Genomic DNA, 13879 nt, shown 5'->3' on the forward strand with positions numbered 1-13879 from the left:
GAGTTAGCAGGAGTGGTCACTGTGGCAGCGGTTTGTGACGTGTGCACCAAGGGACCGGGCTTCGGCCACAACGTGTCCCACTCGCACCGACGCACGAAGCGTCGTTTCGACCCCAACATCCAGCGCGTGCGCGCCGTCGTCGACGGCACGCCCAAGCGCCTGAACGTCTGCACGTCGTGCCTCAAGGCCGGCAAGGTCAGCCGCTGAAGCACGTCCATGCCTTCGGCGACGACGCTCTCGGTGAGCTCGACGCCGTCGGCGTGGCAGCCTCGATCGCCGATGGAAGCATCAGCGCCGTCGAGGCTGCTCAGGCTGCCGTCGCCCGCGCAGCCGCGGTCGAGCCGCACCTCAACGCGATCGTCGTCGACGACTTCGAGCGTGCGCTCGCCCTGGCGGCCGGCCCCCTGACGGGTCGGCTCGCCGGCGTCCCGTCGTTCGTCAAGGACAACACCGACGTCGCGGGCCTGCCCACGCGGCAGGGCTCGCGTGCCATCCCGGCGACCCCGGCCGCTGCCGACGCGCCGTTCACCACGCAGCTGCGCGCCGCCGGCCTCGTCCCGCTCGGCAAGTCCTCCCTCCCGGAGTTCGGCTGGAGCGCCAGCACGGAGTTCGACCGGGCCGATCCCACCCGCAACCCGTGGGACACCGACTTCTCCAGCGGCGCGTCGTCCGGCGGCGCTGCTGCGCTCGTGGCGTCCGGCGTGGTGCCGATCGCCCACGCCAACGACGGCGGGGGCTCCATCCGCATCCCCGCCGCCGCGTGCGGCCTCGTGGGGCTCAAGCCCACCCGGGACCGGCTGGCGCCCGACGCCCACGCCGCCCAGATGCCCGTCGACGTCGTGTGCAACGGCGTCGTCACCCGCACCGTGCGCGACACGGCCCACTTCCTGGCCGCCGCCGAGGCCCACCGCACCGCCCCCGGCCTGCCGCTCGTGGGCCTGGTCGAGGGCCCCGGTGACCGTCGCCTGCGCATCGGTCTGGTCGTCGACTCCGTTCCCGACTCCCCGACCGACGACGAGACGCGCGCCGCCACGCTGGACACCGCCGCGCTGCTCACGTCGCTCGGGCACGAGGTCGTGGAGGTGCCGCTGCCCGCCGCGGACGCCTTCGCCGAGGCGTTCAAGCACTACTGGGCGATGCTGGCCTTCTCGACCCACCACTTCGGCAAGCGGGTCATGCACCCGCAGTTCGACAAGTCGGGCACCGACCCGCTGACGCAGCACCTGGCACGCCGCTTCGCCCGGTCGTTCTGGCGCACCCCGGGCGCGCTGCGCACGCTCAAGCGCAGCGAGCACGAGCTGCGGGAGCACTTCGCGCAGCACCGTCTCGACACCGCCCTCTCCCCCGTCCTGGCGCACACCACCCCCCGGCTGGGCCACCTGTCCCCGAACGTCCCGTTCCCGGAGATGTTCGAGCGCCTCGTGCGGTACGCCGCGTTCACCCCGCTCAACAACGCGACGGGCTCCCCCGCGATCTCGCTGCCGATGGGTCGCGCGGGCGAAGGCCTGCCGATCGGGGTCCAGCTGCAGGCCCTGCACGGTGACGAGCGCACCCTGCTCGAGCTGTCCTACGAGCTCGAGGCCGCCCAGCCGTTCGCTCGCATCCAGGACTGACGCGCCCACTCCGAGGTGCCTGCGTGCCGTCGGTCAGCGCCAGTGCTGCCAGCCGGTGTCGCCGTCCCAGGGGGCGTCGTCGACGTGCACCCCGGGTGACTCGTCCCCGGCGACGTCGCGCACCGAGCCGATGGCGGACCACCCGTCCGGCAGGTCGGTCGCCGAGCTGAACGTGGCCGCGAGGGCGAAGTCCTCGCCCCCGGTCAGGACCATCGCGAGCGGATCGGCGCCGAGCGCCTCCGCCACCGTGCGCACGGGCTCGTCGATCGCGAGCGTCGACGACCGCAGGTCGATGAGCACCCCACTGGCCACGGCGACGTGCCCGAGGTCGGCGAGGAGACCGTCGCTCACGTCGATCATCGCCGTCGCGCCGGCATCGGCGGCCGCCGGACCCGCCGCGTACGGAGGCCGGGGACAGCGGTGCGCCTCCACGGCGGCCTTCGGCGAGCGGAACCCGCGGCTCATCGCGGCGTAGCCGGCAGCGGACCAGCCGAGCCGTCCCGCCACCGCCACGACATCGCCGGGCAGCGCGCCCGAGCGGCGCACCGGTCGCGGCGCGTCGCCCATGACGGTGACCGCGACCACCACGACGTCACTGGCCGTCATGTCGCCGCCCACCACGTGCGCACCGACGAGGGCGGCCTCCTGCTCGAACCCCTTCGCCAGCTCCACGACCCAGGCCGACGGGGTGTCGGCAGGGACGCCGAGCCCGACCGTGAGCGCCGTGGCCACACCTCCCATGGCGTTGACGTCCGACAGGTTGGCCGCGGCGGCCTTGCGGCCGATCTCGAGCGCCGAGGACCAGTCCCGACGGAAGTGCCGGCCCTCCACGAGCAGGTCCGTGGAGACCACGAACGTCCCGTCGTGGGTCCGGACGTGTGCAGCATCGTCACCCGGCCCGATCAGCACCCGATCGTGCGAGCCCGCAGCCGCCTGCACCTGGTCGATGAGGCCGAACTCGCCCACGTCGGACACCGACGACGAGCTCGAGCCGTCGACCGCTCCCTGCTCCTGTGCTGGCACCCGCCCATTGTGGACCAGCCGGGCGGCGACCCACCTGCGAGGTCGAGTATGGTGTCGAGGTTCCCGAGCACGGAGGTCAGCATGACGGTCCAGGCCTACATCCTCGTCCAGACCGAGGTCGGCAAGGCCTCCCAGGTCGCGCAGGAGATCGCCGCGATCCAGGGTGTCACGGTGTCCGAGGACGTCACCGGTCCGTACGACGTGATCGTCCGCGCCGAGGGTCCCTCGATGGACCAGCTCGGCACGCTCGTGGTCCAGAGCATCCAGAAGGTCCCCGGCATCACCCGCACGCTGACCTGCCCCGTCGTCAAGATCTGACCGTGCCCCGCCACGTCGGGCGTCGTCTCGGCCTCGTCGTCGCCGCGAGCCTCGTCCCGCTGGCGGCCTGCGGCAGCGGCGTCCTCGTCGACGCCTACCCCACGGCACCGGGTACCGACGTCGACTGTGGTGCACTGATCGCCGACCTGCCCTCGTCGGTGGCCGGCCTCGAGCGGCGCACCCTCGAGCAGGACGTCCCGGCGGCTGCGTGGGGCGACCCTCCCGTGGTGCTGCGCTGCGGCGTCCCCACGCCCGAGGCGTTCGAACCGACCTCCGAGTGCAAGCTGGTCGACGGGATCGACTGGTTCGACGAGCAGACGGCCGACGGCTTCCGCTTCACGACCGTCGGCCGACGCGCGAACGTCGAGGTCGACGTCCCGGCCGTGCACGACCCCGCGGCCGACGTGCTCGTCGACCTCGCCGAGAGCATCGACAAGCACCTCCCGGTCGAGCAGCCCTGCCGCGGCTGAGCGTCGACTGATCCAGGACTGACCGCTCGTGCGCTGGCGGTGGCTCGTCCGCAGCGTCGCTGCGTCGGCTGCGGTTCGACTCGACTTCCTGCTGCGCTGCCGGCGGGTCGTCCCGACCTGCTGCTGCGCTGCTTGCGGGTCGTCCCGACCTGCTGCTGCGCTGCTTCGGCTCACGCTGCGCGTGGTCTCCGAAAGGAGCCTCGACCGGGCGGTCGGCGTCGGGCTCGGCCCGGAGTCTCGGGCTGCGGGTCGCGCCGGGGCGGCGCCACGATTCTCCTTCAGCGTTCCCGGGCGGGCAAGGCTTCTTCGTTCTCGTGGACCGTTCCACGCGAAGGGAGAAGCCCTGACGACCGCCGGCATCGTGCGGTGGAAATTCCACCGCATCAGCGCCCCAGCGGTGGAGAATCCACCGCTGGAACGCGCGAAGGAAGAATCGTGCGTCCACCCAGCACCGGCCAGACCCCGAGACCCGGACCGGCACTCATCCAGCCCGTCGGTCGAGGCCTCTTTCGCCAGACCACACCCAGCGCGAGCCTGAGCAGCGCACCAGCGAGTCCACGAGGACCGCAGGCCACACAGCGACCGACCTAGCGCAGACCGGGCTCGCGCTGCAGGGCCAGCTGGAGCAGGCGGTCGACCAGCTCGGCGTACGAGACACCGCTGGCCTCCCACAGCACGGGGAACATCGACGTGGAGGTGAACCCCGGCATCGTGTTGATCTCGTTGACCACGAGGCCGTCGGGGGCCGTGCCGGTCAGGAAGAAGTCGACGCGGGCGAGGCCTTCGCAGCCCAGCGCCTCGAAGGCCTGGATCGCGTAGGCGCGGATCCGCTCGGACAGCACGTCCGAGATGTCGGCGGGCACGAGGTTGGCGCTCGAGCCGTCGAGGTACTTGGCCTCGAAGTCGTAGAAGTCGTGGGTCGCGTCGTCGTTGCGGACCTCGCCCACCACGCTCGCCTCGGCCGTTCCGTCGAGGCGCTGCACCACGCCGACCTCGAGCTCGCGCTTGTCGATCGCGGCCGCCTCCACGATCACCTTCGGGTCGTGCTCACGAGCCGCCTCGACCGCGGCCACCAGCTGCGAGGGGTCGTCGACCTTCGTGACCCCGGAGCTGGAGCCGGCGCGCGCGGGCTTGACGAACACGGGGAGCCGCAGCGCCCGCACCCGGTCCAGCACCTTCTCGCGCTCGAGCTCCCACTGGCGGGGCGTGATCGTCACGTAGGCGATCTGCGGCAGCCCGGCGGCCGAGAACACGGTCTTGGTGAACGGCTTGTCCATGCCGACGGAGCTGGCGAGCACCCCGGCGCCGACGTACCGGACGCCCGCCATCTCGAGCAGTCCCTGGATCGTGCCGTCCTCGCCCCACGGGCCGTGCAGCAGCGGCAGCACCACGTCGACGTCACGCAGCTCCTCCCACGCGAACGGCGCCCCCTCGGGATCGACGTGCGGCAGCCCACCGTCGGGGACGACGCCCCCGAGGTCGTCGCGCACCCACCGTCCGTCGGGGGTGATCCCGACGGTGGTCACGTCGTACCGACCCCGGTCGATCACGGACACCACGTTGCGGGCGGTGAGGCACGAGACCCCGTGCTCGCTGGACCGACCGCCGAACACGACGGCGACCCTGGGTCGAGCGGTCGAGTCCCCCGTCGGAGTCACTGCCGGTGCGCTGGAGTTCATCGCACGACAGCCTAGCCCGGCCGCCCCGGTCCCGAGCGTGCGCCACGTCACCGCGAGAAGGGGGTCCCCGGACCCTGGGCCGATGGGGACCGGCGGGGCACAATGGGCGCCATGCACGGACCCGACCTCTCCTCCTCGACGATCGCCGTCGGAGCCGGTCGACCCGCTCGCACCCCGGGGGCACCACTCAACGCACCGATCACGCTCGCGAGCGCGCTCGTGCCCGGCGGGGACTCCGAGTACGGGCGGCACGGCAACCCGGCCTGGACCGCGTTCGAGGAGGTGCTGGGTGCCCTCGAGGGCGGACGCGCCCTGGCGTTCGCCTCCGGCCAGGCCGCCACGACCGCGGTGTTCGACCTCGTGCCCGCGCGTGCAGCCGTCGTCGCGCCCGCTGCGGCCTACTCCGGCACCCTCGTGCAACTGCGCGAGCGCGCCCGGCGCGGACTGATCGACCTACGGCTCGTCGACGTGACCGACACCCAGGCCGTGATCGACGCCGCCGACGACGCCGCCCTCGTGTGGCTGGAGTCGCCCACCAACCCGCTGCTGGAGGTGGCCGACATCGAGCGCATCGCGAGCGAGGCCGCGCGGTCCGGCACGGCCGTGGCCGTCGACAACACCTTCGCGACGCCGCTGCGCCAGAAGCCGCTCGAGCTCGGAGCCGACTTCGTGGTGCACTCGGCCTCCAAGCTGATCTCCGGCCACAGCGACGTGATCCTGGGCGCGGTCGTCACCGGCAACGACCGCGCGCACCGGGCCATCGAGACACGACGTGCGAACCTCGGTGCCATCCCCGGCGCACTCGAGTGCTGGCTCGCCACCCGGGGCATCCGCACCCTGCACGTGCGCCTGGACCGCGCCGAGGCCAACGCCCGCGAGATCGCCCGCCGGCTGGAGACGTCGCGCGTGGTCACCAGCGTCCGCTACCCCGGCTGGGGCACGATCGTCTCCTTCGAGGTCCTGGGCGGTCCCGAGACGGCGCAGAAGGTCACCGAGCTGTCCGACGTCATCACCTACGCCACGAGCCTCGGCGGCGTGGAGTCCACGTGGGAACGGCGCCGCCGCCACGAGCAGGAGCCGACCGGCGTGCCGGAGAACCTCGTGCGGCTGTCCGTCGGCATCGAGGACGTCGAGGACATCTGGTACGACGTGGAACGGTCCCTCGCGTCGATCTGACGCCTCGCTAAGGCGCCTGCGTCAGCGGACCTCGGGCTTGGCCTCGCGCGAGATGAGGGCCTTGACCAGGTTCTCCGGGTCCATCTCGCCGGCGATGAGCGCGGCGACGTGCGCGACGATCGGCATGTCGACGTCGTGCGCGGCGGCGAGCTCGGCGACCGACTGGCAGGACTTGACGCCCTCGGCGACCTGACGGGTCTGCGCGGTGACCTCCTCGACGCTGAGCCCCTGGCCCAGCTTCTCGCCGAAGCTGCGGTTGCGCGACAACGGGGACGAGCAGGTCGCGACCAGGTCGCCCATGCCCGCGAGCCCGGAGAAGGTGAGCGGGTCGGCCCCGATCGCGATGCCCAGGCGGGCGGTCTCGGCCAGCCCGCGCGTGATCACCGACGCCTTGGTGTTGTCGCCGAACCCGAGTCCCACGCACACCCCGACCGCGAGGCCGATGATGTTCTTCGTGGTGCCGCCCAGCTCGCAGCCGATGACGTCGGTGTTGGTGTACGGCCGGAACGCGGCGGTGTGGCAGAGCTGCTGGAGGCGTTCGGCCACGGCCTGGTCGGCGCACGCCACCACGCTGGCAGCCGGCTCGCGGCGGGCGATCTCCTTGGCGAGGTTGGGCCCGGTGACCACGGCGATGCGCTCGGGGCCCGCACCGGTGAGCTCGGCGATGACCTCGCTCATCCTCAGGTGGGTCCCGAGCTCGACACCCTTCATGAGGCTGACCAGGACGGCGTCGTCACCGATCGCGGCGCCCCAGTCCCCGAGGTTGGCACGCAGCTGCTGCGACGGGACCGCCAGCACGACCACCTCCGCGCCGTCGAGCGCCTCGCGGGGGTCGTTCGTGGCCCGGATGGCCTCGGGCAGCTCGATCCCCGGCAGGTAGTCGGCGTTCTCGTGAGTGGCGTTGATCGCGTCGCAGAGCTCGGCTCGGCGTCCCCACAGCCGCACCTCGTTGCCGGCGTCGGCCAGCACCAGGGCGAACGCGGTGCCCCACGATCCTGCTCCCATCACGGCAGTCCTGACCATCACGGCTCCTTCGGGGTGTCGGCATCGCCGGGCTCGGCGGATGCAACGTCATGCGGTGCGGGGTCGTCGGCCGATGGCCGCGGGCTCTCTGGAAGGGGCGCCTGGAAGTCGCTACGGGGCCGGGCCAGCGTGTGCACGTCGATGCGGGGCCCGGTCGGCAGCTCACCGCGGATCTCGCCGACCATGGCCGTGAGCGCGTCCATGAGGCGTCCCGTGGCGGTGCGCAGGACGTCCTCGGTGAGCGGCCGGTCCCTGAGGTCGGACAGGTCGATCGGGTCGCCGATCACGACGTGGATGGTCTTGCGGGGCAGGAACTTCGGGACCTTGGTGTAGGGCCACAGGATCTTCTGGGCTCCCCACTGGGCCATGGGCACGAGCGGTCGACCGGTGGCCAGCGCCACGCGCACGGCCCCGGTCCGTCCGCTCATGGGCCAGAGCTCGGGGTCGCGGGTGATCGTGCCCTCGGGGTAGATGGTGACGACCTTGCCCGACTCGACGGCGGCCACGGCCGAGCGCAAGGACTCGGCCGCGCCCTCGGTGCTGCGGTGGACCGGGATCTGCTCCGCGCCGTGCAGGATCGCCCCCAGCCCCTTCACCGAGAACAGCGTGTCCTTCGCCAGGAACCGGGGCGCGACCTGGTGGTCGACCATAAAGTGGCTGATGAGGATCGGGTCGAGGTGGGACAGGTGGTTCGGGGCGAGCACGTAGCCACCGTCGGTCGGCAGCTTCTCGACGCCGCGCCAGTCCCGCTTCGTCGCCACCATGAGGAAGGGACGGAGGATGCGGACGATCCACCGCGTGGCTCTCGGCAGCACGAGGCGATCCGCAGGGCGATCCATGGGGGCGAGCCTATGACGAGAGGGGCTCGTTCGACGTCGCGGTCCCCGCGGTGGGGACCGTGTCGGCGCCCGGGGTGACGAGAAGCCCTCCGGCTCGTTGGTCGTGCATGGCCCTCCTCCCCGCGAATCCCGCCGCCGTGCTCAACCGTGCCGACACGGTGCTGAAGAACGTGGACGGCGTGCTCGGTCGCGTCGACGGCACGCTCGGCAGCGTCGACACGACCCTCAGCACGGTCGACGTCACGCTGGCCGAGACCCGGCAGGCCCTCGGTGAGGTCAAGGAGCTCCTCGCCGCGCTGCAGTCCGAGCTGGAGCTGCTGCACCAGGTGCCGCTCATCGCCGAGCAGGTCGCCCAGATCCACGCCGCGGTCACGAAGCAGCCCTAGGGACCGGTCGACCGCGCGGCGCACCACCGCGCGAGGCGCCGGTGCCGGTGGCCGAACAGCGCGCCGACGAGCCGGCGGACCACGGGGGCCGCGAGCGCGAACCGCGGCTCGACCGTGAGCCGGTCGTGCACGTGCGTGCCTCCGCCCGGGCCGGGCGTGAGCGTGCGCTCGTGCTCCCACCGCCGCGCGCTGAGCATCCGCGAGACCTCGTGGAACCGACGGCCGTGGTCGAGCTCGACCACCGTGAGGTCGTCATACTCGACGGGGAGCACCCCGAACAGACGGATCCACGCCCTCCCGAGGGGAACCCCCACCGGGAGCGAGTGCACGTCGAGCCCTCTCGCGTCGCGAGGCAGCGTCATCGAGAGCCATGGTCGCAGCTCGTGGTCGATGCCCTCGACCGAGGTCACACGAGCCCACACCACCTCCCGCGGCGCGGGCACCACGGAGGCGACCTGCACGACGATCCTGGTCATCGCGGTCCGCTCACGACGCAGACGTCCACGCCCGGATGCCGCTCGCGATCGTGTCCTCGGTCCCGCGCTCCGACGAGCTTGCGACCCACGTGCCCGCGCGCCGGTCGATGCGCAGGACCACCGACGCCTGACGCCCCTCCGGGTCCTCGACGCCGATCGACATGCTGAGAGACGTCTCGGGGCCCTTCCAGCGGGACAGCACCCGGGCCACGTCCTGCACGACCGCGTCCAGCTCGTCGATGCCGGGTCTCTGCGCCCGGACGGACACGAAGGCGTCGGTGTCGGAGGGCGGCTTCAGGTAGTCGTACGTCTCGCCGTGCGCCTGCACCCCGACCGCACCGGCGCCGTCGACCTCGCCGAGGTCGGCCACGAGGTCGAGCAGGTCGAGGCTGCCGACCGTCGACAGGTCGATCTCCTGCTCCTGCGGATCACCTGTCCCAGAACCGGGCAGCACGGTGTCGGGCTCGACCGTGACGGGCACGCGGGCGTAGGCGTCCGGGTGGGCCTGGCGAGCACGCTCGAGCGCGGCGCGGACCTCGGCGAGCGTCCCCACGGCGCGGACACGCAGGACGTTGGCCTGGACCGAGGCGCTCACCGCAGGCTCGTCCTCGAGGCTGCTGAGCAGGGCGCGGCGGTCGGCCTCGGTGCCGGCGCCCCTTCCGTCAGGGTCCTGCGTCGGGTCGGGACGGGCCGCGAGCACGTTGTCGGCCACCACGACGGACACGGCGAGCCCGTCCCCGCCGGGAACGTCGTCGAGGAGGGACTCGAGCGCCGTCGCGTCGGAGGCGGACCGGACCGCGAGCAGCACGCCCGTCCCGTCCTCGCCCTCGTCCTCGGGGCCGGACCCGGACCCGGACCCGATGCTGACGCCGGTGAGCCGCGAGGCCCCGAACTCCTCGGCGACGGCGACGGTGAACGCGACCGCGCGCTCGGGGTACTCACCGGAGGCCACGAGACGGCTGGGGCCGGCACTGTCCACCGATCGGGAGGTGAGGACCATGTCAGGACCGGGGAGCGTCGATACGCCATCCCAGAGCGCACGTCCCTTCGGCCACCGCAGAGCCGGCGCCCCCTGCACCGAGGCGGCGAGGGACGAGCGCCCTTCCCTGCGCGACAGACGCCACGACGAGACCCCGCCGAGATCGAAGCTGGCTACCGCGAGGCGCGCCGTGGCGCCGTCCGCGGACCGCTCGCTGTCCTCGTCGAGCTCCACGGAGACCCGAGGGTCGGAGTCACGCAGATCGGACGAGGCAGCGTCGTCGGTCTCTCCCTCGACGACCTCCACCGTGGTGGCGCCCGTGTCGCGAGCCTCGCCGAAGACCGCGGTGAGCTGGGCCGCACGGATGGTCGGGCGGACCTCCACACGGACGCTGCAGCGGCCGAGCTCGCAGCTGGAGCTGGCCCGCTCGACGCCGGCGAGCTCCTCGAGCGCCGCCACGTCGTCGTCGTCGACGCCGCAGCCCGTCAGCAGGGCCGTGGCCACGAGACCCGCCAGGACCGTCGCGGCACGCCTGGTGCCGGCCCGGACCTCCCCCGTCGTCATGGACGGAGGGTAGCGCCCCCGTGCTGCTCGGGCGTGCCGTCAGAGCGTGGCGGGCTTGAACGCGGGGCGCCGGCTCTCGTACGTGGCGATGTCGTCGTCGTGCGAGAGCGTGATCGCGATGTCGTCGAGACCCTCGAGCAGGCGCCAGCGCGTGTAGTCGTCGATCGTGAACGAGTCCTCGATGGCGTCAGGGCCCTCACCGGCACGCACCGTGCGCGACTCGAGGTCGACCGTGACGGTCGCGCCCGGGTTCGCGTCGAGGTGGTCCCACAGGCGCTGCACGACCTTGTCGTCCACCTGGGCGGCCAGCAGCCCGGCCTTGCCGGAGTTGCCACGGAAGATGTCGCCGAAGCGGGAGCTGATCACGGCCTTGAAGCCGTAGTTCTGCAGCGCCCAGACGGCGTGCTCGCGCGACGATCCGGTGCCGAAGTCCGGACCGGCCACCAGCACGGTCGCGTCGCGGAAGGCGTCGCGGTTCAGCACGAAGTCGGGGTCGCTGCGCCAGGCCGCGAACAATCCGTCCTCGAAGCCGGTGCGCGTGACGCGCTTGAGGTAGACGGCGGGGATGATCTGGTCGGTGTCGACGTTGCTGCGTCGCAGCGGGGCGCCGACGCCGGTGTGCGAGGTGAACTTCTCCATCGTGATCAGGCTCCTGTGGTCGCGGGGACGGGCTCGAGGTCGGCCGGGCTGGCCAGGTGGCCCAGCACGGCCGTGGCGACGGCGACGTCGGGCGAGACGAGGTGGGTGCGGCCGCCCTTGCCCTGGCGGCCCTCGAAGTTGCGGTTGGACGTGGAGGCGCTGCGCTCCCCCGGGGTCAGCTGGTCCGGGTTCATGCCGAGACACATGGAGCATCCCGCTCCGCGCCACTCCGCACCGGCCTCGGTGAAGATCCGGTCGAGACCCTCCTCCTGGGCCTGCAGGCGGACCCGCACCGAGCCGGGCACGACGAGCATGCGCGTGCCCGCGGCCACCGTCCGGCCCTCGATCAGCTCGGCCGCGCGTCGCAGGTCGGAGATCCTGCCGTTCGTGCACGAGCCGACGAACACGGTGTCGACGGCGATGTCGCGCAGCGGCGTGCCGGCCTCCAGGCCCATGTAGGCGAGCGCGTTCGCGGCAGCCTCGCGCTCGGTCGGCTCCTCGAAGCTCTCCGGGTCCGGCACCGTGCCCGAGAGCGGAGCGCCCTGGCCGGGGTTCGTCCCCCAGGTGACGAAGGGCGTGATCTCGGACGCGTCGATCCGGATGACCTTGTCGAAGTGGGCGTCGTCGTCGGTGGCGAGGCTCGTCCAGTACGCCACGGCCTCGTCCCACGCCTCGCCCTGCGGAGCGTGCGGGCGGCCCTGGATGTACTCGAAGGTGGTCTCGTCCGGAGCGATGAGCCCGGCCTTGGCGCCCCACTCGATGCTCATGTTGCAGATCGTCATGCGCTCCTCCATGGAGAGCGCACGGATCGCCTCGCCGCGGTACTCGACGATGTAGCCCTGGCCGCCACCGGTCGTCTCCTGGGTGATGAGCGCGAGGATGAGGTCCTTGGCGGTCGACCCGGGAGGCAGCGTGCCGTCGACGTCGACGGCCATCATCCTCGGCTTGGCCTGCGACAGCGACTGCGTGGCGAGCACGTGCTCGACCTCGCTCGTGCCGATGCCGAAGGCGATCGACCCGAAGGCACCGTGGGTGGACGTGTGGGAGTCGCCGCACACGATCGTCATGCCCGGCTGCGTGAGGCCCAGCTGCGGTCCGACCACGTGGACGATGCCCTGGTCGATGTCACCCATCGGGTGCAGGCGGACGCCGAACTCCTCGGCGTTGCGACGCAGCGTCTCGACCTGGGTGCGGGAGACGGGGTCGGCGATCGGCTTGTCGAGGTCCGTCGTCGGGATGTTGTGGTCCTCGGTGGCGAGGGTCAGGTCGGGCCGGCGGACGGGGCGGCCGGACAGACGCAGGCCGTCGAAGGCCTGCGGGCTCGTGACCTCGTGGATGAGGTGGAGGTCGATGTAGAGCAGATCGGGCTCGCCCCCGTTGTCGGTGGAGCCCGTGCGGACGACGTGGTCGTCCCAGATCTTCTCCGCGAGCGTCCTGCCCATCGCGATCATCTCTCCTCTGCATCGTGGTTCAGTGCAGCGTCAGCGTAGCACTTGCGTCTCACCATACGATACGGCAGTATCAAGGCATGGACAACGCCAGTGGAGTGGGTGTGCTCGACAAGGCCGCTCTCGTGCTCTCGGCCCTCGAGCCCGGACCCGCCACCCTCGCCGGGCTCGTCGCCGCGACCGGCCTCGCCCGACCGACGGCCCACCGGCTGGCCGTGGCGCTCGAGCACCACCGTCTGGTCTCGCGCGACATGCAGGGCCGCTTCGTGCTCGGACCGCGGCTCGGCGAGCTCGCCGCCGCCGCCGGCGAGGACCGTCTGCTGGCCGCCGCCGGCCCGGTGCTCGCGCGTCTGCGCGACATCACCGGCGAGTCGGCGCAGCTGTACCGCCGCCAGGGCGACTTTCGGGTGTGCGTCGCGGCGGCGGACCGGCCGACCGGTCTGCGTGACTCCATCCCCGTCGGCGGCCAGCTCACCATGGCGGCCGGGTCCGCCGCCCAGATCCTCCTGGCCTGGGAGGACCCCGAGCGCATGAACAAGGGCCTGCTCAAGGCCACCTTCTCGGCAGCCGAGCTGTCCGCCGTCCGGCGCCGCGGCTGGGCCCAGAGCGTCGGCGAGCGCGAGCCGGGCGTCGGGTCGGTCTCCGCCCCCGTCCGCTCCCCCTCCGGCAAGGTGGTCGCGGCCGTGTCGGTCTCCGGCCCGCTGGAGCGCCTCACCCGGCAGCCGGGGCGCATGCACGCCCCCGCCGTGGCCGCCGCCGCGGAGCGGCTCAGCCAGAGCCTGCGCCGCGCCGGCTGACCTCCGACTACCCGCGCAGGGCCTCGAGCAACGCGCCCTTCGTCATCCGGGACGCACCGGGGATCTGCTGCTCGCGGGCCGCCGCGCGCAGCCGCACGACGGTCCAGGACTCGTCGGGGACGAGCGACTCCTCGACGGGCAGGTCGCCGCGCTCCGCAGGTGGAGCATGGTCGACCGGGGCGTCACGGGTGGCGCGGCGCAGCCTCGCCTCGAGCTTGGCCACCTTGGAGCGCTCCTGCCGCGCCTCGGCCTTCCACTGCGCCGCCTTGCCCTTGGCCTTCTGGAGCCTGCGCTCGAGCTGGTCCACCGAGCCGCGCAGCTTCTCGACCTGCCCCTGAGCCTTGGCCAGCTCCTTCGCGCTGCCCTGACCGCCCTTCTTCGAGGACTTCTTCGCGCCGCCACCGGACGTCTTCTCGGACTTCTTCACCTTGGCCATCTCGCTCCTCGCA

Annotated in this window: 16 protein-coding genes; 7 read left to right on the plus strand and 9 right to left on the minus strand. The window is 72.4% G+C overall.

Features of this window, described 5'->3' with window-relative positions; genetic code table 11:
• The first annotated feature begins 21 nt into the window (after positions 1–21).
• The gene (gene rpmB, locus NUV38_RS02005) at positions 22–207 is read left to right on the plus strand and encodes a 50S ribosomal protein L28 (protein WP_055965440.1); all 186 of its coding nucleotides are present in this window, start codon (positions 22–24) and stop codon (positions 205–207) included.
• On the plus strand, positions 177–1613 hold the full coding sequence (locus NUV38_RS02010; protein ID WP_257727518.1) for an amidase: 1437 nt from the start codon (positions 177–179) through the stop codon (positions 1611–1613). Before rpmB ends, NUV38_RS02010 begins: the two co-directional genes overlap by 31 nt.
• Before the next feature lie 33 nt (positions 1614–1646).
• Here the strand turns inward: NUV38_RS02010 and NUV38_RS02015 are convergent, their stop codons facing one another.
• The gene (locus NUV38_RS02015) at positions 1647–2636 is read right to left on the minus strand and encodes a thiamine-phosphate kinase (RefSeq protein ID WP_257727519.1); all 990 of its coding nucleotides are present in this window, start codon (positions 2634–2636) and stop codon (positions 1647–1649) included.
• Positions 2637–2717: 81 nt separating this feature from the next.
• Here NUV38_RS02015 and NUV38_RS02020 point away from each other — a divergent pair, with 81 nt between their 5' ends.
• Together NUV38_RS02020 and NUV38_RS02025 are read left to right on the plus strand one after the other, a co-directional pair.
• Positions 2718–2954, plus strand: coding sequence for an Lrp/AsnC family transcriptional regulator (locus NUV38_RS02020; protein ID WP_055966413.1), 237 nt, complete (start codon positions 2718–2720; stop codon positions 2952–2954).
• 2 nt (positions 2955–2956) lie between these two features.
• Entirely contained in the window at positions 2957–3424 is a 468-nt protein-coding gene (locus NUV38_RS02025; RefSeq protein WP_257727520.1) for a DUF3515 domain-containing protein, read from the plus strand.
• A 587-nt stretch (positions 3425–4011) separates the two neighbouring features.
• On the opposite strand, the gene NUV38_RS02030 is transcribed toward NUV38_RS02025, so the two are convergent.
• Positions 4012–5103, minus strand: coding sequence for a D-alanine--D-alanine ligase family protein (locus NUV38_RS02030; RefSeq protein WP_257727521.1), 1092 nt, complete (start codon positions 5101–5103; stop codon positions 4012–4014).
• Between the two features lie 111 nt (positions 5104–5214).
• On the opposite strand from NUV38_RS02030, the gene NUV38_RS02035 reads away from it, so the two are divergent.
• Positions 5215–6279, plus strand: a complete 1065-nt coding sequence (locus NUV38_RS02035) for a PLP-dependent aspartate aminotransferase family protein (protein ID WP_257727522.1) — start codon at positions 5215–5217, stop codon at positions 6277–6279.
• Between the two features lie 21 nt (positions 6280–6300).
• Here NUV38_RS02035 and NUV38_RS02040 read toward each other — a convergent pair whose 3' ends face one another.
• Both NUV38_RS02040 and NUV38_RS02045 read right to left on the minus strand, forming a co-directional pair.
• The gene (locus tag NUV38_RS02040) at positions 6301–7302 is read right to left on the minus strand and encodes an NAD(P)H-dependent glycerol-3-phosphate dehydrogenase (protein ID WP_055965428.1); all 1002 of its coding nucleotides are present in this window, start codon (positions 7300–7302) and stop codon (positions 6301–6303) included.
• Positions 7302–8141 carry a 1-acyl-sn-glycerol-3-phosphate acyltransferase gene (locus NUV38_RS02045; protein WP_257727523.1) on the minus strand — a complete coding sequence of 280 codons (840 nt, stop codon included), beginning with the start codon at positions 8139–8141 and terminating at the stop codon, positions 7302–7304. Before NUV38_RS02045 ends, NUV38_RS02040 begins: the two co-directional genes overlap by 1 nt.
• Before the next feature lie 107 nt (positions 8142–8248).
• On the opposite strand from NUV38_RS02045, the gene NUV38_RS02050 reads away from it, so the two are divergent.
• Positions 8249–8527 carry a hypothetical protein gene (locus NUV38_RS02050; protein ID WP_257727524.1) on the plus strand — a complete coding sequence of 93 codons (279 nt, stop codon included), beginning with the start codon at positions 8249–8251 and terminating at the stop codon, positions 8525–8527.
• Here the strand turns inward: NUV38_RS02050 and NUV38_RS02055 are convergent.
• Genes NUV38_RS02055 through leuC form a run of 4 tightly spaced genes read right to left on the minus strand, consistent with a single transcriptional unit; the run spans position 8524 to position 12627 of the window.
• Entirely contained in the window at positions 8524–9003 is a 480-nt protein-coding gene (locus NUV38_RS02055; RefSeq protein ID WP_257727525.1) for a hypothetical protein, read from the minus strand. The two genes, NUV38_RS02050 and NUV38_RS02055, sit on opposite strands and share 4 nt — an antisense overlap.
• A gap of 10 nt (positions 9004–9013) precedes the next feature.
• Positions 9014–10546: a hypothetical protein gene (locus NUV38_RS02060; protein WP_257727526.1), complete on the minus strand. Its 1533-nt coding sequence runs from the start codon at positions 10544–10546 to the stop codon at positions 9014–9016.
• Positions 10547–10585: 39 nt separating this feature from the next.
• A complete protein-coding gene (gene leuD, locus NUV38_RS02065; protein WP_257727527.1) occupies positions 10586–11185 on the minus strand; it encodes a 3-isopropylmalate dehydratase small subunit in 600 nt (199 codons plus the stop codon).
• Positions 11186–11190: 5 nt separating this feature from the next.
• Positions 11191–12627 carry a 3-isopropylmalate dehydratase large subunit gene (gene leuC, locus NUV38_RS02070; protein WP_257727528.1) on the minus strand — a complete coding sequence of 479 codons (1437 nt, stop codon included), beginning with the start codon at positions 12625–12627 and terminating at the stop codon, positions 11191–11193.
• 86 nt (positions 12628–12713) lie between these two features.
• Between leuC and NUV38_RS02075 the strand changes: the two genes are divergently transcribed.
• On the plus strand, positions 12714–13430 hold the full coding sequence (locus NUV38_RS02075) for an IclR family transcriptional regulator (RefSeq protein ID WP_055965411.1): 717 nt from the start codon (positions 12714–12716) through the stop codon (positions 13428–13430).
• A 7-nt stretch (positions 13431–13437) separates the two neighbouring features.
• On the opposite strand, the gene NUV38_RS02080 is transcribed toward NUV38_RS02075, so the two are convergent.
• Positions 13438–13866, minus strand: coding sequence for a hypothetical protein (locus NUV38_RS02080; protein ID WP_257727529.1), 429 nt, complete (start codon positions 13864–13866; stop codon positions 13438–13440).
• Positions 13867–13879 lie beyond the last annotated feature (13 nt).

Origin of the sequence: Aeromicrobium sp. 50.2.37 (genome assembly GCF_024655735.1) — a bacterium.
Lineage (GTDB): Bacteria > Actinomycetota > Actinomycetes > Propionibacteriales > Nocardioidaceae > Aeromicrobium.